This is a genomic window from Nocardia mangyaensis, assembly GCF_001886715.1.
GTDB classification, from domain to species: Bacteria; Actinomycetota; Actinomycetes; order Mycobacteriales; family Mycobacteriaceae; genus Nocardia; species Nocardia mangyaensis.
In genome coordinates this window covers 2634418-2655023 of sequence record NZ_CP018082.1, presented here as the reverse complement: position 1 = coordinate 2655023, position 20606 = coordinate 2634418, and the positions used below count along the sequence as shown (strand labels likewise).

Annotated in this window: 23 protein-coding genes; 13 read left to right on the top strand and 10 right to left on the bottom strand. The window is 69.3% G+C overall.

From position 1 onward, the window contains the following. Positions 1–9: 9 nt before the first annotated feature. On the top strand, positions 10–1389 hold the full coding sequence (locus BOX37_RS12060; RefSeq protein ID WP_071931415.1) for a TldD/PmbA family protein: 1380 nt from the start codon (positions 10–12) through the stop codon (positions 1387–1389). A 43-nt stretch (positions 1390–1432) separates the two neighbouring features. Further along, complete coding sequence (locus tag BOX37_RS12055) at positions 1433–2269, top strand: HAD family hydrolase (RefSeq protein WP_071927729.1); 837 nt, start codon at positions 1433–1435, stop codon at positions 2267–2269. A 260-nt stretch (positions 2270–2529) separates the two neighbouring features. Here the strand turns inward: BOX37_RS12055 and BOX37_RS12050 are convergent, their stop codons facing one another. Next, entirely contained in the window at positions 2530–3684 is a 1155-nt protein-coding gene (locus BOX37_RS12050; protein ID WP_071927728.1) for an erythromycin esterase family protein, read from the bottom strand. Positions 3685–3766: 82 nt separating this feature from the next. On the opposite strand from BOX37_RS12050, the gene BOX37_RS12045 reads away from it, so the two are divergent. Further along, on the top strand, positions 3767–4579 hold the full coding sequence (locus BOX37_RS12045) for a MerR family transcriptional regulator (RefSeq protein WP_084759559.1): 813 nt from the start codon (positions 3767–3769) through the stop codon (positions 4577–4579). A 139-nt stretch (positions 4580–4718) separates the two neighbouring features. Next, entirely contained in the window at positions 4719–5123 is a 405-nt protein-coding gene (locus BOX37_RS12040; protein WP_071927727.1) for a VOC family protein, read from the top strand. Positions 5124–5130: 7 nt separating this feature from the next. On the opposite strand, the gene BOX37_RS12035 is transcribed toward BOX37_RS12040, so the two are convergent. Together BOX37_RS12035 and BOX37_RS12030 are read right to left on the bottom strand one after the other, a co-directional pair. Beyond that, the gene (locus tag BOX37_RS12035) at positions 5131–6420 is read right to left on the bottom strand and encodes an acetyl-CoA C-acyltransferase (protein WP_071927725.1); all 1290 of its coding nucleotides are present in this window, start codon (positions 6418–6420) and stop codon (positions 5131–5133) included. Between the two features lie 88 nt (positions 6421–6508). Continuing rightward, positions 6509–6889 (bottom strand): PPOX class F420-dependent oxidoreductase, encoded by a 381-nt coding sequence (locus tag BOX37_RS12030; RefSeq protein ID WP_071927724.1) that lies wholly within the window; start codon positions 6887–6889, stop codon positions 6509–6511. A gap of 120 nt (positions 6890–7009) precedes the next feature. Here BOX37_RS12030 and BOX37_RS12025 point away from each other — a divergent pair, with 120 nt between their 5' ends. Next, positions 7010–7759: a VOC family protein gene (locus BOX37_RS12025; RefSeq protein WP_071927722.1), complete on the top strand. Its 750-nt coding sequence runs from the start codon at positions 7010–7012 to the stop codon at positions 7757–7759. 213 nt (positions 7760–7972) lie between these two features. Beyond that, entirely contained in the window at positions 7973–8323 is a 351-nt protein-coding gene (locus tag BOX37_RS12020; protein WP_084759557.1) for a 2-phosphosulfolactate phosphatase, read from the top strand. 112 nt (positions 8324–8435) lie between these two features. Here the strand turns inward: BOX37_RS12020 and map are convergent, their stop codons facing one another. The 4 genes from map to BOX37_RS34885 all read right to left on the bottom strand — a co-directional run bounded on the left by map (position 8436) and on the right by BOX37_RS34885 (position 11269). Next, the gene (gene map, locus BOX37_RS12015; RefSeq protein WP_071927720.1) at positions 8436–9203 is read right to left on the bottom strand and encodes a type I methionyl aminopeptidase; all 768 of its coding nucleotides are present in this window, start codon (positions 9201–9203) and stop codon (positions 8436–8438) included. Positions 9204–9268: 65 nt separating this feature from the next. Next, positions 9269–10078, bottom strand: a complete 810-nt coding sequence (locus tag BOX37_RS12010; protein ID WP_071927719.1) for a mycofactocin-coupled SDR family oxidoreductase — start codon at positions 10076–10078, stop codon at positions 9269–9271. Between the two features lie 81 nt (positions 10079–10159). Beyond that, the gene (locus BOX37_RS12005) at positions 10160–10639 is read right to left on the bottom strand and encodes a nuclear transport factor 2 family protein (protein WP_071927718.1); all 480 of its coding nucleotides are present in this window, start codon (positions 10637–10639) and stop codon (positions 10160–10162) included. A gap of 27 nt (positions 10640–10666) precedes the next feature. Further along, complete coding sequence (locus tag BOX37_RS34885; RefSeq protein ID WP_206045806.1) at positions 10667–11269, bottom strand: hotdog family protein; 603 nt, start codon at positions 11267–11269, stop codon at positions 10667–10669. A gap of 198 nt (positions 11270–11467) precedes the next feature. On the opposite strand from BOX37_RS34885, the gene BOX37_RS11995 reads away from it, so the two are divergent. From BOX37_RS11995 to BOX37_RS11970, 6 genes are all read left to right on the top strand, one after another. Beyond that, complete coding sequence (locus BOX37_RS11995) at positions 11468–12643, top strand: 3-ketosteroid-9-alpha-monooxygenase, oxygenase component (RefSeq protein WP_071931414.1); 1176 nt, start codon at positions 11468–11470, stop codon at positions 12641–12643. A gap of 33 nt (positions 12644–12676) precedes the next feature. Beyond that, positions 12677–13855, top strand: coding sequence for an acyl-CoA dehydrogenase family protein (locus tag BOX37_RS11990; RefSeq protein WP_071927716.1), 1179 nt, complete (start codon positions 12677–12679; stop codon positions 13853–13855). A gap of 25 nt (positions 13856–13880) precedes the next feature. Continuing rightward, on the top strand, positions 13881–14786 hold the full coding sequence (bphC, locus tag BOX37_RS11985; RefSeq protein ID WP_071927715.1) for a biphenyl-2,3-diol 1,2-dioxygenase: 906 nt from the start codon (positions 13881–13883) through the stop codon (positions 14784–14786). Between the two features lie 179 nt (positions 14787–14965). Beyond that, positions 14966–15823, top strand: a complete 858-nt coding sequence (locus BOX37_RS11980; protein ID WP_071931413.1) for an IclR family transcriptional regulator — start codon at positions 14966–14968, stop codon at positions 15821–15823. 129 nt (positions 15824–15952) lie between these two features. Further along, a complete protein-coding gene (locus BOX37_RS11975; RefSeq protein ID WP_071927714.1) occupies positions 15953–17104 on the top strand; it encodes a threonine synthase in 1152 nt (383 codons plus the stop codon). Continuing rightward, on the top strand, positions 17101–17727 hold the full coding sequence (locus BOX37_RS11970) for a helix-turn-helix transcriptional regulator (protein ID WP_071927713.1): 627 nt from the start codon (positions 17101–17103) through the stop codon (positions 17725–17727). Before BOX37_RS11975 ends, BOX37_RS11970 begins: the two co-directional genes overlap by 4 nt. Here the strand turns inward: BOX37_RS11970 and BOX37_RS11965 are convergent. Both BOX37_RS11965 and BOX37_RS33900 read right to left on the bottom strand, forming a co-directional pair. Continuing rightward, positions 17715–18350: a Dabb family protein gene (locus tag BOX37_RS11965; RefSeq protein WP_071927712.1), complete on the bottom strand. Its 636-nt coding sequence runs from the start codon at positions 18348–18350 to the stop codon at positions 17715–17717. The two genes, BOX37_RS11970 and BOX37_RS11965, sit on opposite strands and share 13 nt — an antisense overlap. Next, positions 18343–18690, bottom strand: coding sequence for a hypothetical protein (locus tag BOX37_RS33900; RefSeq protein ID WP_071927711.1), 348 nt, complete (start codon positions 18688–18690; stop codon positions 18343–18345). Before BOX37_RS33900 ends, BOX37_RS11965 begins: the two co-directional genes overlap by 8 nt. A gap of 133 nt (positions 18691–18823) precedes the next feature. Here BOX37_RS33900 and BOX37_RS11955 point away from each other — a divergent pair, with 133 nt between their 5' ends. After that, positions 18824–19849: an alpha/beta hydrolase gene (locus BOX37_RS11955; RefSeq protein ID WP_240505312.1), complete on the top strand. Its 1026-nt coding sequence runs from the start codon at positions 18824–18826 to the stop codon at positions 19847–19849. Here the strand turns inward: BOX37_RS11955 and BOX37_RS11950 are convergent. Then, positions 19782–20582: an ABC transporter ATP-binding protein gene (locus BOX37_RS11950; protein ID WP_071927710.1), complete on the bottom strand. Its 801-nt coding sequence runs from the start codon at positions 20580–20582 to the stop codon at positions 19782–19784. The two genes, BOX37_RS11955 and BOX37_RS11950, sit on opposite strands and share 68 nt — an antisense overlap. Positions 20583–20606 lie beyond the last annotated feature (24 nt).

Below are 20606 nucleotides of genomic sequence, written 5' to 3'. Positions count from 1 at the left end.
GGCGAGGGTGTGTTCCCCGCGGGCGCGGTGGTCGAGCGCGCGCTGGCGGTGTCCAGAGCCGACGAGGCGATCGTCATCGTCACCGACGCGCACGAGGCGTCGCTGCGATGGGCCGGGAATTCGATGACCACCAATGGTTCCTCGGTCTCGCGCGGCTGGGCGGTGATCTCGGTGTTGCGCGACGGCCCGCATGTCGCGCGGGTGGGCAGTATCAGTTCCACCAGTGTCGATCCGGCCGAGATCGAAGCGGTGGTGCGTGCCAGCGAGGAGGCCGCGCGCACGGCCACGCCCGCGCGCGACGCCATGCCGCTGCTCGAACCCACCGACGACGACACCGCCACCTGGGACCACGCGCCCGGTGCCACCGAGATCGACGTGTTCAGCGGCCTGGCCCGTGACCTGTCGACGGGTTTCGACGGCACCGACCGCCTCTACGGTTTCGCCCACCACCAGGTGCACACCACCTGGCTGGGCACCTCCACCGGGATCCGGCGCCGGTTCCGCCAACCCACCGGCTCGGTGGAGATCAACGGAAAGCGCGGCGAGGGCAAGGATCTGGCGAGTGCGTGGGTGGGCGTGGGCACCGCCGATTTCACCGATGTCGACACCCCCGGCCTGCTCGCCGAACTCGCACGCCGGCTCGGGTGGGCCCGGAACCGGGTCGAGTTGCCCGCGGGCCGCTACGAGACGCTGCTGCCGCCGTCCTCGGTGGCCGATCTGATGATCTATCTGGCCTGGACCATGGAGGGTCGTGGCGCGCACGAAGGCCACACCGCGTTCTCTCGCGCCGGCGGCACTCGCATCGGAGAGCGGCTCACCGACATTCCGCTGACGCTGTACTCGGACCCCGGTGCCAGTGGCCTCGAATACCGGCCGTTCGTGGCGACCCCGTCGTCGTCGGAATCGCTGTCGGTGTTCGACAACGGGCTGTCCGCGCAGCGGGTCGACTGGATCGGGTCGGGGGTGATCGAGTCGCTGGTCTACCCGCGCGCGACCGCCGCCGAATTCTCCGCGCCCGCCACCGTTCCCGGCGAGAATCTGCTGCTCACCGGTGGTAGCGATGCCTCGCTCGACGACATGATCGCGCGGACCGAACGCGGCCTGCTGCTCACCTGCCTCTGGTACATCCGCGAGGTCGACCCGGCCACCCTGCTGCTGACGGGGTTGACCCGCGACGGGGTGTACCTGGTCGAGAACGGCGAGGTGACCGGCGCGGTGAACAACTTCCGTTTCAACGAGAGCCCCCTCGACCTGTTGCGGCGTGTCTCGGAGGCCGGCGCCTCCCAGATCACCCTGCCCAGGGAGTGGAAGGACTGGTTCACCCGCACGTCCATGCCGCCGCTGCGGATCCCGGACTTCCACATGTCCTCGGTCAGCCAGGCGACCTGACCGGTCCGGCCGGGCCCACCCCCGGCCGTGGCAGCATGGTCGGGTGACTCGTATCCGGATGTTCGCCACCGATCTCGACGGCACGCTCCTGCGCTCCGATCGCACCATCTCGCCGCGCACCGCCGCGGCGATGGCGAGTGCGCGCCACGCCGGGGTCGAGGTCGTCTGGGCGACGGCGCGGGCCCGGCATTCGGTACACGAGCTGGCGCAGTCGTGCGGGTTCCAGGGAAGGGCGGTGTGCGCCAACGGGGCCGTGCTGCTCGACCTGGCCGACGGTACACCGGCCATCATCGACACCGTCTCGATCGAAGCGGAGCTGGCCGGTGCGGCCATGACCCAGATCCGCGACCTGATCCCCGGGGTCGTTTTCGCCAATGTCGGCGCGACCCAGTTCGTCGCCGAACCCGCCTACGCGGCCCTGTGCGCGTACACCGACCATCATCGCGACCCGCGCGCGATGGTGCTGTCGGAGACGCTGCCGATGCTGGTCGAGCCGATGGTGAAGATCGTCGCCCGGCATCCGGAGGTGACCGGCGCCGAGTTGTACCGGACGACGGCGGCCGTCGGCATCGGCGGTGTCGAGCTCACCCATTCCGGCGCGCCGTACATGGAGATCGCCGCCGCGGGTGTCTCCAAAGCCAGTGCGCTGGCCCGCTTGTGCGCCATCGACGGCATCGACCCGTCACAGGTGGCGGCCGCCGGTGACGCGATCAACGACATCGCCATGCTCACCTGGGCAGGCGCCGCACTCGTCCCGGCCAACGCCGGTCCCGACGTGCTCGCCCTCGCCGATCGCACCCTCCCCACCAACGACGAGGACGGCGTCGCCCACTACCTCGAGGAACTCGCGGCAGCCCACGCTGCGCGGGACTCGCTCTGACCCTGACCACCACGCCCCACGTGGAGTTGGTTGATCGATCACCAGGCTGTCAGGTGAGTGTCGGCCGAGACCGACCGCCACCAGAGCCTGGTGATCAGCCGCTCAGGTCACCGTCGCGTCGGCGGGTGCGAGCGGCTGGCCACATTCGCGGGCACCTGGGTGCCGGTGACCGAGGTCACGACGCCCGTCGCCCGGTGATCGATCGCCCGGGTGTCCGCGGTGGCGACGGGCACGTGCCGCGACCGGCGTACCTCACGTGCCTAGGCCAGGGTGGCCGCGGACGCGACGCCCGCGTTCAGGTGCAGGATCGCGTCGGCGCCGTCGACAGTGTCGGGGTCGAGGGGGAAGTAGCCCTGTTCCGGGGTGACATCGGTGCGGATGTGGGCGGCGGCGATGGCCTCGGCCGTGGTCAGGCCCCAGGTAGGGATGCGGCCCTGTAGTGCGTGTTCATAGGTACCCGGATCGGGATCGCCCAGTCCGATCGTGGGGCTGTTGCCCAGGCTGCCGAGGATGACGGTGTACTGATCGCCGAGCAATGTCCCGACGATCTCGCCCGCACCGGACCAGGTGAGGTCCATCGGGCCCATCCGCATATGGCTGGTGTTGCGGCGTAGGTGCAAGTTGTGAGCGAAGACCAGGGTCGGTCCGCGCCGGGCTTCCTCGGTGCGGATGTCGAGGAGATTCTGGGCCATCAGCGCGTCGCGGGTAGCCGAGAGTCGGCCCCACCGGTCCGCGTCCTCGAGGCGCTGCGCGGCCTGGCGGTGGTAGCGCAGGAGCCCCTGGGCGGTGGTGAGATGGGTTGCCGCCCTGCGCCACTCGGCGTGTGAGGTGGCGGCGATCCGTTCCGGTGCGCGGGTGTAGAGGGTGCCGAGCAGGTCGTCGGCGATGGCGCGCAGCTGATGGGCCTGCACGGTGTCGCCGATCGAGACGGCCGGGTCGAGGACCGCCTCGGTGCGGCTCCACTGCTCGTCCTCGCCGACGAGGTCCGTGACATCGAGGTCGAGATCCAGGTAGTCGCGGGCGCATTCGAGGTAGGGCCGGGGGCTGGGCACGCTCATGGTTTCCATCGCGCCGTCGAATCCGTGGAAGGCGACGCGGTCTTCGGGCGGCACCTGCTCATTGTGGGCGCGCATCCAGGCGACGAGCTGCCGGTTGGCCTCGAGGTCACCGAAACCGTGCGAGAAGCCGGTGTGCATCGCCTCGTCGAGGGAGCCGATGCCGACGCGAACGTAGTCCTCCACCACAAGTGCGGCGACCCGATCGGATTCCAGCGCGATCGACCGGAACCCCGCAGCGACCAGATCGGCGAACAATTCGTTGCGCACCGAGGCGAAGCCGGGTTCACGGTGTGTGGGCTCCCCCAGCGCCAGGAGTCCGCAGGACGAGGGGACGAAGTCGTGGATTTCTTGACTCATGTGTCTCAATCGTATCGTTGAAAGAACGGTTGAGACTTTGCCGACGATGAACAGCGAAAGGCAGGAGTAAAGTCTCCAATCAGTGAGCAACCTACGCCCCGCCGATCTCGCCCGTGAGCACGGCCTCTCACCCCAGGCGGTCCGCAACTACGAGCGCGACGGCTTCCTCCCTCCCGCCGAGCGCACCGCCAGCGGCTACCGGATCTACACCGAAGCGCACGCGGCCGCACTGCGCGCCTACCTCACCCTCGTCCCCGCGTACGGATACGCGGCTGCGGGCCAGATCATGCGCGCGGTCAACGACGACGATGCCGACAAGGCCCTCACGATCATCGACCGCGGCCACGGCCAACTGCTGCGCGACCGCGAAACCCTGCGAGCGGTGCGCGGCGCCGTCGAGCATGTGATCACCGAATCCGATACGCGCACCGAGCTTCCCGACGACACCAGAACCATCGGTGAACTCGCCCACCGCCTCGGCGTCACCCCCGCCACGCTGCGCGCCTGGGAACACGCCGGAATCCTGACCCCGGACCGCGATCCGGCCACCGGATACCGTCGCTACGACGCGACCGACCTCCGCGATGCCGACCTCGCCCACCTGCTCCGCCGCGGTGGCTACTCCCTCGACCACATCGCCGCGGTCCTCGCCCAGGTCAGATCCGCGGGCGGCACCGACGCGCTGGCCGCCGCCCTCGCCGACTGGCAGGAGCGCCTCACCACCCAGGGACTGACCATGCTCGCGGCCGCCGCCGCACTGAGCGCGTACACCACCCTGCACCGCACACCACCGGCAGGCCGGTCCACTCCGCGCCGTCACTCTGACGCCGACGCTGGTCTCAGCACCGACCCGCACCACCCACCTGCCGAACCCCTTCGACGCCGCCACCCCTGACCGCCGACTCCTGGCTCGCCGCCGCCCTGCGTGCGGGCACTGACCGCGCGCTCATGAGGCCACCACCGGCTCACGGCCCAGCGCGCCGCCGCACGGAGCCGATATCCCGGTGGTCCGACGCCGGTACGCTGGCCCCACGATGCCTGGCCTACTCGGAATCAACCATGTGACCCTCGCGACCACCGATCTCGACCGCCTCATCCTGTTCTATACCGAATTACTCGGCGCGACAGTCGCTTTCGAGCGGCCGGCAACCTCGGTCGACCCCCGCGTCGCCGTCGTCGACGTCGGCGGTGCGGACCATCTGATGCTCGTCGAGACACCGGCGGCTCCGGCCGACGACCTCGGCCCGCTCGGCCGCGCGCGATGGGGACTGCGCGTCACCACCTTCGAGCAGTTGTGCGAGGTCCGCGCCCGAATCCTGGCGGCGGGATCGACGGTCGGTCCGATCGACACGTTGCCGACGCAATGGACGATGACAGCGCACGATCCCGACGGCCGCCCGGTCGACATCCGAGCGCACCGCCCCCGCCCCGCCGCCTGACCCGGTCTCACACTCGCTCGAGCACCGCCGACGCCCCGATACCACCGGCCGCGCAAATGCCGAGCAGCGCAGTCTCTTTGCCGGTGCGAGCCAGCTCATTGGCCATGGTGGTGACCATGCGCGCACCGGTGGCACCGAACGGGTGGCCCAGCGAGATCGAGCCGCCGTGCACATTGAGCTTGTCGATGTCGACGGTGCCGACGGGTTCGTCGCGGTCGAGGCGGGTCTTGGCCCACTCGGCGCTCTCCAGCATCCGCAGCACCGAAAGGGTCTGCGCGGCAAAGGCTTCGTGGATGTCGATCAGGTCGATGTCGGCCAGGGTGAGCCCGGCCTTGTCGAGGGCGCGCGGCATCGAGATGGCCGGTCCGATGAGCACCTGATCGGCCGGATCGACACTGACGAAGCTCCACGAGCGGAACGCGGCCAGCGGGGCGAACCCGAGGGCACGCGCCTTCTCCTCGCTCATGAGCAGCACTGCCGACGCGCCATCGGTGAGCGGGCTGGCGTTGCCCGCGGTGACCGTGCCGCCCTTGGCGAACACCGGGGACAGGGTGGCGAGCTTGTCCACGCTGGTGTTCGCGCGGACCAGCCCGTCGGTCTCGACCCGCTTGCCCGAGGGGGTGGTGAGCGGCACGACCTCGTCGTCGAAACGGCCCGAGGCGATCGCGGCCGCGGCCCGATGGTGCGAGCGGGCGGCGAAGGCATCCTGGTCGGCGCGGCTGATGCCGTTGATCCTGGCCATCTTCTCCGCGGATTCACCCATCACCTCGCCGGTGGTGCGCTCGGAGATCTTGGGCTGACGCGGCAGGACGTCGGTGAACGGCGCGAGCTGGCGGACCACGTCGAGGTAGTCCTTGGGCTTGGGTTTGCCCAGCGCCACCGGCGCCACCGCGTGCACGACCTTCTGCGGCAGCTTGATCTCGGCATTGCTGGTGGAGTCGCTGCCACCGGCGATCATGATGTCGTATTCGCCACGCTCGATCGCGGCCGCCGCCGAGGTGACCGCCTGCAACCCGGACGCGCACGCCCGGGTCACGGTGTAGCCCTCGCAGCCGAAGTCCAGCTTCAGGTCCAGAGCGACCTCGCGGGCGATGTTGGGCGCGTGGCTGGGAAGTACGACCCCGCCCCAGACGATGGACTGGATCTCGCTCGGCGCGATCCCCGACCGCTCGATCAGGCCCCGGACCGCGGCACCCGCGAGGGCGATGCTGTCGAGACGGGTGAAGTCGGTGAACGCGCGCACGAACGGGGTCCGTGCACCCGCGACGATGACGGCTCGGTTGCGCTTCTCGGCCATGTGGATCCCTTCGGAAGTTCCGCCGAGCGCCCACTGTATCCGATACCAGCGGTTCTACATATAGCTTCGGGGAAACTTCCCGCCCTGGTCAGGCGGGGGTGATCTCGATGCCGATCGTGCCCTCCTTACCGCGGCGCAGGTTGGAGGCGAGGATCACCAGCGGGCCGGCCAGCCAGTACTTGCGGCGCAGCGCGGAGCGGACCTGCGCCGTCTCGGCGGCGTCGAGTATCCGCGCACTGCCCTGCACGACGGCACCGTGGGCCGCGCCGCGCGCGTTGCACGGCTGCACCGTCACCTCGGCATTGCGCCGGATTCGCTTGACCTTCCAGGAGTCGGTCACCGTCCAGACGTAGAGCTTGTCCTCGCGGGCGATCGCCCAGACCGGGGTACCCACCGGGGAGCCGTCCTTGCGGAAGGTGGTGAGCAGTACGTAGTTCGCGGTTTCCAGTTCACCGAGGCGGTTCGTCATGGCCGCCAGCCTAGTGCCGTCGATGCCGCCGGGTGCGGTCTCGAGCGGCGGCCATAGGCGCTCGAGCGGATTCGTCCCTACCCTCGGACCGGACCGACCCCTCGAGCTGGAAGGCCGATCATGAGTGATACCGCAGTGCCGGTGCTGTGGAGCGGCGACCTCACCACCACCCTCGCGTTCTATCGAGCGCTGGGCTACACCGTCACCTATGAGCAGACCCGCCCGTACGTGTACGGCGCGATCGAAAAGTACGGATGTGAACTGAATTTCGCGGCGCCGCCACCCGGGATCGACCTGCCCGCCGAGTACGGGGGCGCAATCCTGATGGTCGACGACGTCGCCGCCCGGCACGCCGAGTACACCACCGCCCTGCGCGCGCACTACGGCAAGGTTCCCGCCACGGGCCGTCCGCGAATCACCCGGTTCCGTACCGGCCAGACCCGGTTCTCCCTCATCGACCCGGACGGCAACACCGTCATCGTCATCCAGCGCGATGAGCCGGAGAACCTCGAGTACGGGGGTTCGCGCGCACTCACCGGACTGGCCCGGGTCCTGGACAACGCGCGCATCCTGCGCGATTTCAAGAACGACGACCGGGCCGCGACCCGCGTACTGGAAACCGGACTGCACCGCTTCGCCACCTCGGCATCCGCCCTCGAGCGGGCCCGCGCGTATGCCGCTCTGGCCGAGCTGGCCGTCGCCACGGACGATCCGGAGCGGTTGGCGCACTGGAAGTTCGAGCTCGATTCTGTCGAGCTGACCGAGGACGAACACGCCGCCCTCGCCGTCGATGCGACCGCGGCCGAACTGCTCACCGCCTGGCTGACCACCCGCGCGGTCGAGCCCGCGCCAGAACCCGACGCACGCTAGGCTGCACCCCGCGAGCCGAGGCGCGAACGTTCCGTCGGCCAAGGCGAATACATTGTCTCGCAACAGCACTCACCGCTAGCCACCACCCTGACTCGACTCGGGTCGGCGACCGTGGCGCGGTCCGCCCACAGGTCCCGCGCAGCGGACCGGCAGACCGAGGTCACCTGAGGAGGTTCGTGTGCGGTCCGTGACAGCGCTGTCGCCGACTGGCTACTGACTCGAGGGTGGGGCACGCCTACTCGGCCGATCGCCGTCATCGCCGCGGGTGAACAGTGGCCGGGCACCGACACCGTGCGGCCAGCCCTCGAGGACTGGCTCGGCGCGGGCGCGCTCACCGCGGCGCTGATCGACCGAGGACTCGACACACCATCGCCCGAAGCACAGGCCGCGGCAAGCACATTCAGGGCCCTACCGGATGTTCCCGCCCTCCTGCGCACCAGCGCATCCGGCCGGGAATTGATCTCGGGCGGATTCCCCGATGACGTCGCCCTCGCGATCGATCTCGACGCCGACAGCACAGTCCCCGTACTCGTGGACGGCGCTTTCACCGACCACAGCGGCTGAGGACCAACGCGGCGACCCCGCCCTCTCGCCCCCGCGACCGGCGCACCGTGGAGGTTGAGTCGCCCATGCTGTCACATCGAATCGATACACCCCGAATTCGGATCGGGACCGGTCAGACCGGCAGGGTGAGGACGCGGGGGCCGTCCTCGGTGACCGCGATCGTGTGTTCGCTGTGCGCGCACCGGGAGCCGTCGGCGGAGCGGATGGTCCAGCCGTCGGGGTCGGTGAAGACTTTGTCGGTGCCCGCCGCGAACCAGGGTTCGATGGCGACGGTGAGGCCGGGGCGCAGCCGGAAGCCGCGACCGGCCCGGCCGTCGTTGGGGATGTGCAGGTCCTCGTGCATGGTTCGGCCGATGCCGTGGCCGCCGAACTCGGTGTTGATCGGATAGCCGTAGCCGTGCGCGACCGCGGCGATCGCGGCGGAGATGTCACCGATCTTGTTGCCGGGCAGCGCGGTGGCGATCCCGGCGACGAGCGCCTCCTCGGTGGCCCGGATCAGCCGCTCGTCCTCGGGCGCGGCCGTTCCGACGACGAACGAGATCGCCGAGTCGGCGGACCAGCCGTCGATGGTGACGGCCAGGTCGGCGGTGAGCAGGTCACCGTCGCGCAGCAGGTAGTCGTGTGGAAGTCCGTGCAGGACGGCATCGTTGACCGCCAGGCACACGGTGTTGCGGAACGGGCCGCGCCCGAAGGAGGGCGAGTAGTCCCAGTAGCAGGAGACCGCACCACGCTCGCGGATCCGTTCGCGCACATACGCTTCCAGCTCCAGCAGGTTGACCCCGACCGCGGCCCGGTCGCGCACCCCGGCCAGCACGTCGGCCACGAACTCGCCGGTCACCCGCATGCGCTCGATCTCCGCGGGTGATTTCAGCTCCACCATCACGCCTCCACTCGGTATTTTCATACCAGCCTAGCGACGGCGGTATAAAAATACCAAGTGGCCGGTCAGCGGTTCAGGTTGCCCATGTCCACGGGGATCTGCGCACCGGTGACGTGCGTGGCCTCGTCCGAGCACAGCCACGCCACCGCCGCCGCGATATCGGTGGGCTCGGTCATGTAGGTGGGCAGCGAGTTCATGAAGATGGGCGCCAGCGTCGCGGCGTGCTTCTCGAACAGCGGGCCCATCTCGCTCATGACCATACCGGTGGCCACCCCCGCCGGGTGCACGGTGTTCACCCGGATCCGGTGCTCACCGAGCTCGTTGGCCATGGTCTTGGCCAGGCCGGTGATGGCGTGCTTGGTGGCCACGTAATGGCCGGTGAACGGCGTGCCCTTGAGCCCGGACACGGAGCTGATGAACACCATCGCGCCCCCGGTCCCCTGCTCGATCAGGTGCGGAATCGCGGCCTTCGCGGTGTGGAACACCCCGGTCAGGTTCACATCGAGGGTTTCCTGCCACTGTTCGAGGGTGATCTCCCAGGACATCGCGGCCGAGCAGATGCCCGCGTTCGCGACGACGACATCGAGGCGGCCCAGCTCGGCGATCCCCGCCGCCAGCGCCGCCGACAGCCCGTCGAAATCGCGCACGTCGGCCTTGCTCGCGACGATCCGGCGGCCGGTCGCCTCGACCAGCTTCACCGTCTCGGCCAGGTCGTCCTCGGTGGCACCCGGGTAGCTGGTGCTGGCGAAGTCGGTGCACGCGTCGATCGCGATGATGTCGGCGCCCTCCTCGGCGAAGCGGATCGCCTCGGCCCGGCCCTGACCACGGGCCGCGCCCGTGATGAAGACGACCTTGTCCTCGTAGCGTCGTGTCATGTGTTACCTCCGAACATCGTTGTCCTCTGTGAACAGCTCACCATCGCCGAGGGCGGCGCGGTGGGAAATCGGCGGACCGGCTCAGCCCTGCACCACGCGGCAGTCAGGCCCCAGGGGGCGGGTGAGCGCCCACAGACGCACGAACGTGCACTTCGCGATCTTCCAGCGACCGTCCTCGACCACGTACTCGTCGGTGTACTCCCCGGTCGCGACCGTCTCGGTGCGCTCGATCAGGTTCAGCTGGCGGAAGCGCAGCGTCCAGCGGCCGCCGGCGGTGCCGTCGTCACGCACAGTGATGTCAGGGTGCACACCGTGGTGCATGTCGAGGATCGCGTGTGCGCCGTCGACCTGGCTCAGGGCGATCGAGGCGAAGACCGCGGCCATGCCGTCGGCGTCGAGCGCACCCAGTTCGCCGTAGTCGAGCTCGGCGCCCGCGGTGCTGAAGCATTCACGAAACCCCTTGGGGTCCTTGGCATCACAGGCGCGGAAGTAGCGGTGCTTGAGCGCGGTGATCGCGGCGACGGCTTCCAGCCGCGCGAGGCGATCGGCGGTATCTGACATGGATCGTTCCTGTTCGTCGATGGCCGGTCAGTCGCGGGCGAAACTGGCCCAGGCCCGCACGACGACCGCGCCCGTCGAGTCGGCGCCGGCCAGGGTGACATCCACGCGCGCTTCGCCGTCCTGCAGGTAGTGCTGGGTGAGGTGCCCCGAGCAGGTCACAGTCTCACCCGGCGCGAGTGCGCGCACGATCCTGGTCCGGAAGCGACGGATGTTCTCGGCGCCCAGCCAGTCGGTGGCGTAAGCCGCCAGCTGGGCCGCCGCGTGGGCCGAGAGCGGTTCGACGACAGCGTGTTCCGAGGACACGATCGGTGTGGCGGCGGCCCAGGATTCGGCGACGAGCCCGCCGGTGCGGTCGAAGTAGCGGGTCAGCGACTCGGGCGCGTCGAGGTCGCGAACCGCGGTCAGCCGGTCCCCTGCCCGCGGCGGCCTCCCGAAGAATCGGTGGTCGGTCTCGGCCCGGTCACCGGCGCCGAAGGCGTCGGCGGGCAGGAAAGTCGGGGGCACCACCGGATGCTCGGCCGTGCGGTAGGCAGGGTCGGCCGACCGCACGGCGGCGGCGAACAGGCGGATGGCGTCGGTGTCCAAGTCGATCTGGATCGGCTGACCGATCACCGCGGCGGCGTTGCCCACGATCGATCCTCTCGTCGGTGTTCCGCCACGGTAGATCCGGTCGCCGAAGGTGACCGGCGCCTCTCCCACTGATCGGGACATCGGCGTGCCGGGACACAAACCTGTCCGCTGACCGGGACGGCACGGTCGCGGCGGCGCCCCTACGGGGACACCATCGGCCCAGCTCATCCCCACTCCGCCCGATACATGGAGGTTTCGATGCCGGAGAACCCGCCGAACGGCCGAACACAGCTCGACGCGACCGAGTACCGCCAGATCGAGGCCGCCGCGGCACCGACCAGGTTCGCTCGCGGTTGGCACTGCCTGGGCCTGCTCGCCACGTTCCGCGACGGCAACCCACACGAGGTCAAGGCCTTCGGCACCACACTGGTGGTGTTCCGGTCCGAGACCGACGGCGCCCTGCACGTGCTCGACGGCTTCTGCCGCCACATGGGCGGCAACCTCGCCCACGGCACCGTCAAAGGCGATTCGATCGCCTGCCCGTTCCACGACTGGCGCTGGGGCGGCAACGGCAAATGCACCGGAATCCCGTACGCGCGCCGGGTTCCGCCGCTGGCCAGGACCCGATCGTGGCCGACGCTGGAACGCAACGGCCAGCTCTACGTCTGGCACGACCCGCAGGGCAGCAAACCCACCGATGAGGTCACGATTCCCGAGATCGAGGGCTACGGCACCGCCGAGTGGACCGACTGGACCTGGAATTCGATGCTGATCGAGGGCTCGCACTGTCGCGAGATCGTCGACAACGTGGTGGACATGGCGCACTTCTTCTACGTGCACTACGCCTTCCCGCGCTACTTCAAGAACGTCTTCGAGGGCCCGGTCGCCACCCAGTACATGCGCTCGACTCCGCGCCACGACATCGAGGTCGGCACCAGCTACGACGACCCGAACTCCACCTTGCGGTCGGACGCTTCGTATTTCGGTCCTTCTTACATGATCGACTGGCTCTGGAGCGAGGCCAACGGCATGACGATCGAGACGGTACTGATCAACTGCCACTACCCGGTCTCGGACAACTCCTTCGTGCTGCAGTACGGCGCGATGGTGAAGAAGCCGCAGGGCATGTCCGACGCCGATGCCGAGGCGATGGCCGCGCAGTTCGCCCGCGGCGTGGAGATCGGCTTCGAGCAGGACGTGGCGATCTGGAAGAACAAGGCGCCCATCGACAATCCACTGCTGTCGGAGGAAGACGGGCCGGTCTATCAGCTGCGCCGCTGGTACAAGCAGTTCTACGTCGACATCGACGACGTCACCGAGGACATGACCAAGCGCTTCGAGTTCGAGATCGACACCGAGCGCGCCGTCACCAGCTGGGAAGCCGAGGTGGCCGACAACATCGCCCGCGGCGCGATCCTCGACACCACCGCCTGACTCGGGCACCCCTCTAGAGAAAGCACCAACCCGATGACCAACGTGCTCGACAACATCATGGCGATCGCCGACCGACTGCGCGAGCAGAGCCCCGAGGCCGAACGCCTCGGCCAACTCCCCGACGCCACCGCGAAGATGCTGAAGACGGCAGGACCGATCCGGCTGCTCCAGCCCAAGAAGTACGGCGGATTCGAGGCCCACCCGCGCGAATTCGCCGAGGCGGTGATGACCGCGGCCTCCCTCGACCCGGCCACCGGCTGGATCTGCGGCATCGTCGGCGTGCACCCGTGGCAGCTGGCCTTCGCCGATCCGAAGGTGCAGCAGGAGGTGTGGGGCGCCGACAACGACACCTGGATGGCCTCGCCCTACGCCCCGACCGGTATCGCCCGCCCGGTCGAGGGCGGCTACATCTTCAACGGCCGCTGGCAGTTCAGCTCCGGCACCGACCACTGCGACTGGATCTTCCTCGGCGCCATGCTCGGTGACGCCGAGGGCGCGATGGCGCTGCCGCCGACCATGCTGCACATGATCCTGCCGCGCAGCGACTACGAGATTGTCGAAGACTCGTGGAATGTGGTGGGGCTCAAGGGGACCGGGTCCAAGGACATCATCGTCAAGGACGCGTTCGTGCCGTCCTACCGGGTGATGAACGGCGATCACGTCATCGACGGCACCGCGCAACGCGAGTACGGCGTCACCGAGACGCTCTACAAGATGCCGTGGTCGACGATGTTCCCGCTGGGCATCAGCGCCGCCGTGATCGGCATCGCCGAGGGCGCGTTGGCCGCGCACCTGGACTACCAGCGCGAGCGAGTCGGCGCGCAGGGCACCGCGATCAAGGACGATCCGTATGTGCTGTTCGCCATCGGCGAGGCCGCCGCCGACATCAACGCCGCGCGGCAGGAACTGCTGGCCAATGTGGACCGGGTGTGGAATCTGGTCGAGGCGGGCCGCGAGGTCGACTTCGCCGATCGGGCGGCGGGCCGGCGTACCCAGGTCCGCGCGGCGTGGCGGGCGGTGATGGCGGTGGATCAGATCTTCGCCCGCTCCGGCGGCAACGCGCTGCGCATGGACAAGCCACTGCAGCGTTTCTGGCGCGACGCGCACGCGGGCCTCAATCACGCCATCCACGTACCGAGCACGGTCTACCACGCCTCGGCGCTCAGCTCGCTGGGCATCGATCCGGCCGCCAACCTGCGCTCGATGATCTGACCGATCAGCAAGAAGGACAAGAGAAATGACTGATATCAAGGGCCTCGGCTACGTCAAGATCCAGACCGCCGACATGGACCGGTGGCGACAGTTCGCCTTCGACGTCCTGGGTTTCGCGCAGGGCAGCGGGCCGGACGAGAACGCACTGTATCTGCGGATGGACGAGCGCGCCGCCCGGATGATCGTGGTGCCGGGTGAGACCGACGGTGTGGTGACCATCGGCTGGGAGGTGCGTGACCACGCGGCCCTGGTGCGGGTGCGCGACGCGGTGACCGCGGCCGGAGTCGCGGTGAAGCCGCTGTCGGTGGCGGAGGCCGACGCCCGGCGAGTCGAGGAGGTCATCACCTTCGAAGACCCGACCGGCGCCACGCTCGAGGTGTTCCACGGCGCGGTGCTCGACCACAGCCCGGTGGTGACTCCGTTCGGCGCGAAGTTCGTCACCGGTGCGCAGGGCCTCGGCCATGTCGTGCTGCCCGCCATGGACCTGGGCGGCACGTTCGAGTTCTACACCGAGGTGCTCGGGTTCCTGCCGCGCGGCGCGTTCCGCATCCCCGCGCCCCCGGAGTTCGGTCCGATGCGGGTCCGGTTCCTCGGGGTGAACGAACGGCATCACAGCCTGGCGCTGTGCCCGGCGCCGCACGGTGGCGCGCCCGGGCTGGTGCACATCATGGTGGAGGTCGATACGCTCGATGCCGTCGGCCAGGCGCTCGACCGGGTGGGCAGGGACGGGTTCTCGGTGTCCTCGACGCTGGGCAGGCACACCAACGACAAGATGGTCTCGTTCTACGTCCGTGCGCCCGGTGGCTGGGACATCGAGTTCGGCACCGAAGGCATGCGGGTCGACGAGCGGTACTACACCGCCGAGGAGATCACCGCCGACAGCTACTGGGGCCACGACTGGTCCGGCAGCGAGCCGCTCGCGGCCATGTAACCGGCCCCGAGGCCACCGGCGCCCCCGGTCCGAGCTCACCGCTCGGACCGGGGGCTTTGTCGTTTCGGGCCGCTTTCTCGATTCATGTGACAACCGACACAACGGATGGTATCAATAGGTATATGCCTAATCGAAATATGCGAGTGGGCATCAGCTCGAAGATCCGAATGGAGAGCTCCATGGTCATCCAGGCCGAGGCCACCACGCCGAGCGCGATTCTCGATCGCGCGTCCCTTCTGCTCGACGCCTTCGACGGCCCCGGCAGGCTCACGCTCGCCCAGATCGTGCGCCGCACCGGACTACCCCGGTCCTCGGCACACCGCATGCTGGAGCGGCTCGTCCAGCTGCGCTGGCTACGCCGGGAAGGCCGTGACTACGAGCTCGGCATCCGGCTGATGGAGCTCGGCTCGCTGGCGGTACACCAGGATCGACTGCACCGCGCGGCCATGCCGTTCCTGCACGAACTGCACCGGGTGACCGGGTTCGTGGTGCATCTGGCCGTCCTGGACGGGCCCGATGTGGTGTACCTGGACAAGATCGCCGGTGACCTGGCGGTGGCGGTGCCCACCCGTGTGGGCGGGCGGCGTCCGGCGCACTGTACGGCGGTCGGCAAGGCGATCCTGGCCTACTCCGACGAGCGCCGCGTCGCCGAGGTCGTCACCGGCCAGGCCGGCACCCGCACCCGCTATTCGATCAGCACGCGCGCCCAGCTCGACGCCGAGCTGAACAAGGTGCGAGCACACGGCATCGCCGTCGAGCGCGAAGAGTCCCTCCCCGGCTTCGGCTGCATCGCCGCCCCCATCGGCGACCTCGGCGAATCCGCCGTGGCCGCGGTCTCGGTCTGCGGCCCGGTCGACCGCATGCTCTTCGATCACCGCCTCACCGCCCCCATCCGCACCACCGCCCTCAACATCTGGCGCCACGTCGACGACGGCCGCGTCCGCGTCCATCCGACCCTCCAGCAACATCCACGCCCGCTGGGCGTGGGCCCCGCGAGCCGCATGGATGCCGACCGGCGGGCACCCCGCTACGCCTGATCACCGGGTCGCGCCTCCTCCGCCATACTTGGATCAGCGATACATATTTGGACTATTGGTCTACTCTGGCTCATGGCGGTGCAGTCCACTCATCCCCCGCACCGGCCGGAAGGGTGGAGAAACGCCGCCATGGCACACACCGCAGTCACCTCCGACGCGTTCCTGTACGACCGGTCCGGTCACCGCTACGGCCTCGCGGACCCGCGCTGGCGTGGTGCGGACGGCACCGCACTCACGATGAGCGCGCTGCCGGGCATCACGGCCGATCGGATCGTCACGTCGGAACGGTCACTGTGGCGCTATCAGGCGGTGATCCCGGTCGACGCGCGCCACCGGGTGAGCCTCGGCGAAGGCTGCACCCCCATGGTGCCGGTGGACTGGGCCGGTCGGCGCGTGCACTTCAAGCTCGAATGGTTCAACCCCACCTCGAGTTTCAAGGATCGCGGGGTCGCGGTGATGGTCTCGCACCTGCGCGGCAGAGGCGCCGAGTATGTGCTCGAGGACAGTTCCGGCAACGGCGGCTCCGCGGTCGCGGCCTACTGCGCGGCCGCCGGGATCCGAGCCAAGATCCTGGTGCCCGCGCTGACCTCGGCCGCGAAGATTCTGCAGGCGCGCGCCCATGGCGCCCAGATCGAGCTGATCACCGGCACCCGCGATGAGGTGGCGCGGGAGGCGATTCGACAATCCGCGCAGATCACCTACGCCAGCCACAACTGGCACCCGTTCTTCCTGCAGGGCATCAAGACCGTGGCCTACGAGATGTGGGAGGACCTCGGGTTCCGCGCTCCCGACAACGTCGTTGTCGTCGCCGGCGCAGGCAGCAATGTCCTCGGGTGCGACATCGCGTTCGGCGAATTGCTCGCGGCGGGCCAGATCGCGCACCGGCCGCGGCTGTTCGTCGGTCAGCCCGAGCACTGGGCGACCATCGCCGACACGGTCAACGGTCTCGACCCGGCCGATCGCGGGCCGCGCGTCTCCACGATCGCCGAGGGTGCCGCCATCGCCGACCCGGTCCGCCTGCCCGAGGTGGTCGAGGCGATCCGTCGCTCCGGTGGCGCGGCGGTCGCCGTCTCCGAGGCCGAGATCCACGCGGCGGCGCGGCGGCTCGCTTCGCGCGGTCTCTACGCCGAGCCCACCAGTTGCGTCGCCGCCGCGGCGCTGGACCACTTCATCACCGAAGGCACCATCGGTGTCGGCGAGACCACCGTCGTGGTGCTCACCGGCGCGGGGACCAAGTCGACGGAGACGATGGCAGAGATCTTCGCGGAGATCCGGGCGTGAGCGCCGAGGACGAGCACCTGCTGGTCGAGGCGGAGAAGATCGCGCACGCGATCGGACGGATGTTTCCCGGGCTGTGCGAGGTGGTGCTGCACGATCTGCGCACGCCGGAGCACGCTGTCCGCGCCATCGAGAACAACCTGTCCGGCCGACAGGTGGGCGACTCGGCCACCGAGCTCGGGTTGGCCCGCATCGCCGACCCGGACTACCCGAGCGTGCTCCAGAACTACCCGAACCGATTCCCCGACGGGCGACCGGTCAAGAGCACGTCGATCGGGATCAAGAACCGGCAGGGACGCTACATCGCGGCGCTGTGCCTCAATCTCGACGTCTCGTCGTTGTCACCGTTGACACTGACCCTGGCCAACCTCGTCGCCACCGAGGTCACCCACCACGGCGAAGTCATCGAGACGCTGCGCGACCGCACCGTCCGCGAGCTGCGCGAAACCGTCGAGACCTTCGCCGCGGCCCGCTCCCACACCCCGCGCAGCCTGTCCCGCGAGGCCAAACGCGAACTGGTCGGGCAACTGCGCCGCGGCGGCTTCTTCGACTCCCCCGGCTCGGCGCAATCCATCGCCGACCTCCTCGGAATCTCCCGCGCCAGCGTCTACAACTACGCCAAGTAGGTCGGCTCGTTCGCGCAGAAGCTGTGGCAGACACGGTCGTGGACGATGACTTGCGGGCATTCGGGGTCGAACCAGCGGTCGACGTGGGCCCAGTGCACCGGGTGCATGAGGTAGGGACCGGTGAGGCCGGTGAGATCGGTGAATTCCTGCGCCCAGACGTGGGTCCAGGGCGAGGTTCCGATGGCGCGGGTCACCCGGCTCAACTGCCAGGAGCGGATGGTGTCGATGTAGCGGGGCATGCGCAGCAGGTCGGCTTCGAAGCGTTCGACCGTGGACTGGGGGGTGTGGGGGTCGACCCGCAAGAGAAGGACCCGATGGACCGAGCCGGACCCACGCGGCTCGGCGAATCCGCCGACGCCCGCGCAATACTCGGCGCCGTCGACGTGTGCCACCGCGGCGGCGGCCAGCACGGCGTCCAGCTGTGGGACCCCGATGCCGGCGTGATCGTCGAATCGCAGGTGCACCAGGATGTCTCCGCCGTTGCGGACGCCGGGCAGAGTGGGCTGGATCAGGACCCGGCGGTCCGGTCCGGCTGTCGCGGTGCGCAGGCGCGTGATCAGGTGGTCACGTGCGGTGGCGTCAACCGTGGGGAAAAGATGCAGCAGGCGAACGACTTCACACATCGCCGAGCCGATCCACGTCGGCGACCGCGGCGGCGGTGGAGCGGGTTCGTTCGACGATGAGCCCGGCCACCTCGGCCCACCACTGTCGCACCGCCGGATCGGGCCTGCCCTGCCACGTCATCGCCCACCACCCCTCGGCGCCGTCGAGGATCCAGGTCGCGATCACCGTGTTCGATTCGTCCGGGAACCAGACCGGTGGACTCACGACGATCCGTTCCAGGGTCATCCCACGCGCCCGCGCGCCCGGGGCGTACTCGCGCAGATAGGAATCGACGAATTCCCGCGCCCGACCGGGCGCGGTGACAACGGTGTCGATCACGTAGACCTTCGTGGCGTCCATTCGCCGACCGTAGGAGTCTGTCCGGACGAGCGGGTGGCGGCCGTCCGCCCAGCGGGAGAACGCAGTAGCGAGCGTGTGGGACGAACCTACCGTGAATCCGATGCTCGACCACGAGCCGTACCAAGGAGGGCCAGTGACCGTCCCACGTTTCCCGACCACCGGGCCCGGTGCCGTGCCCGACCCGCAGGTGGCGGCCATGCTCGCCGCGCTCGATGACGGATTCCCCGATGTCGCGTCGATGCCCGCCGCCGACGTCCGTGCCGCGATCCGAGCCAGACGCTCGACACCGCAACGTCTTCCGGATCTGCGCGAGGCACGTGAGGTCACCATCGCCGGGCCGGGCGGTGACCTGGGCCTGCGTGTCTACCGCCCGCACCACGTCGAGTCCCCGCTCCCGGTGATCGTGTTCGCCCACGGCGGTGGATTCGTGTTCTGCGATCTCGACAGCCATGACGAGTTCTGCCGCTCGATGGCGGTGGGTGTGGGTGCGGTCGTGGTCGCGGTGGACTATCGGCTCGCCCCCGAACATCCCGGTCCCGCCGCGCACGAGGACGTGCTGGCCGCGCTGCACTGGACGGCGGCGCACATCGGCGTCCACGGCGGGGATCCGACGCGGATCGCACTAGCGGGTGACAGCGCGGGCGGTAACCTCGCGGCGACCGTGGCCCTCGCGGTCCGGGACCGGGGCGGCCCGCCGATCGCCGCGCAGGTACTGATCTATCCGGTGATCGACGACGACTTCGACACCGAGTCCTATCGCCGCTTCGGCACCGGCCACTACAACACCACCAGCGCCATGCGCTGGTACTGGCAGCAGTACGCCCCGCACGGCACCGACGACGTGCGGCTGGTGCCGACCCGCGCCGCCACACTGACCAAGCTGCCACCCGCGGTGGTCATCACCGCCGAACTCGACCCGCCGTGCGCGGCCGGTGACGCCTACGCGCGCCGCCTGGCCGCCGATGGCGTCCCGGTCCGGCACCGCCGCTACGACGGGCTGTTCCACGGCTTCCTCACCATCCCCACGCTGACCGCGACACTTGCCGCGCGCACCGAGATCTGGGCGATGATCCGCGATGTGCTCGACCCGGCTACGGCCGGTCGACGTTGCGGCGACCCGGCACGATCATCGGTGAGCCCGTCAGCGGATCGTCGATGACGATGCAGTCCAGATCGAACACCTCGCGCACGAGTTCGGGGGTGACGAGCTCACCGGGACTGCCCTGCCCGATGATGCGCCCGTCGCGCATGGCGATCAGATCGGTCGCGTAGCGGCAGGCCAGGTTCAGATCGTGCAGCACGGCCACGACGGTCCGGCCGTGCTCGCGATGCAGGCGCTCGCACAGGTCGAGGACATCGATCTGGTGACTGATGTCGAGGTAGGTGGTCGGCTCGTCGAGCAGCACGATCGAGGTCGCCTGGGCGAGCACCATGGCGATCCAGACCCGTTGCCGCTGACCACCGGACAGTTCGTCGACCCGGCGGTGGCGCAGTTCGGTGGTCCCGGTGGCGGCGAGCGCCTCGGCGACGGCGGCGGCGTCCTCGTCGGACCACTGCCGCAGCAGACCCTGGTGCGGGTAGCGGCCGCGCGCCACCAGATCGCCGACGACGATGCCGTCCGGTGACCCCGGTGTCTGCGGCAGCAGGCTCAGCCGACGCGCGGTCTCCTTGGTCGAGTACCCGTGGATCGCATTGCCGTCCAGGATCACCGAACCCGAACTCGGGCGCAGAATCCGGCCCAGTGCCGCCAGCAGCGTCGACTTGCCGCAGGCATTGGGCCCGATGATCACGGTGAACCGGCCGTCCGGGACGGCGATGTCGACCTCGTGCAGGACCGCGCGCTCACCGTAGGACACGCGCACCGACTCGCCGCGCAGCCGCGCCTGCGTCACGGTCGAATCGGCGGATTCCGCAGT